1 protein-coding gene is annotated in these 860 nt (G+C 36.2%); it reads right to left on the bottom strand.

The window, feature by feature from the left end:
• The coding region (locus tag CQA53_RS12875; RefSeq protein WP_181882484.1) for a hypothetical protein at positions 1-860 on the bottom strand (860 nt) is incomplete at both ends.

The raw sequence follows: 860 nt of genomic DNA, 5'->3' as shown, positions 1-860 counted from the left end.
TATGGGGATAGTATTGGGAGCTGTGTGGAGGGGAATGTCTGATTGGCTAGATTCTGTATGTTTAGAATCTGCTCTATCTAAATAATGTGAGCATTCTAAGAAATTGTGAATATCATTCACATTGCATCGTTCATCACATAGTAGCACAATAAGGGATTGGAATTCCTCATTGGTAAGATTCCCTGTAATGATTTCTTGTGGTATTTCGTTGATAAGATTATGAAATTCTTGAGAGAGAATCTCTCTAAACTTTGGTGCTTGGGTAGATAGAATCTCATAAATCAAAGCAAATGCCATATCAAAAGGCTCTTGTGGTATAGGGCTTTTTGTATCAAGAGAATCTATAAGGGTTTCAAGGGTAGATTCTATATCAATCTCTATGATTTGCTTATCATTAAACCAAGTTATCAAGTCTTGGAACTTGCTTCTATAAGCCCACAATCCTGCACCCATACCTGCACCAACGATTGGGGCAGCTATTTTTGACCAACTTGCTTTACCTATTTTAGTTCCAAAATACCCTCCTAATAAAGTCGCTACCAATCCACCACCTACATCAATGATGATTTCCCCTACACTTTTACTCGTAATCATACTAAAGGGTATAGCTATAAGCACAGAATAGCCATTAAAGGCTATTGTAGATTTTCTAGGTAGAAATCTCTTAAGTTTTTTTATACCCTTTTCTTTACTAGAGTCTTTTTTCTCTTGTGGGTTATTATGCCGATAGTGCATTTGCGAAGCTTGAAAAATCATACCTAAAACCATAGCCAAACAAGCAAGGGTAAGCTTTAGTCTATCCTCTTTGTTTGCTTGTGCGTATTCTTCTATCTTTTTCTTTACTCTTTCATCTTTGACAT

Source organism: Helicobacter didelphidarum, assembly GCF_003364195.1.
GTDB classification, from domain to species: Bacteria; Campylobacterota; Campylobacteria; order Campylobacterales; family Helicobacteraceae; genus Helicobacter_A; species Helicobacter_A didelphidarum.
The sequence above is the reverse complement of the archived record's forward strand: the minus strand, read 5'-3'. Positions and strand labels throughout refer to the sequence as shown.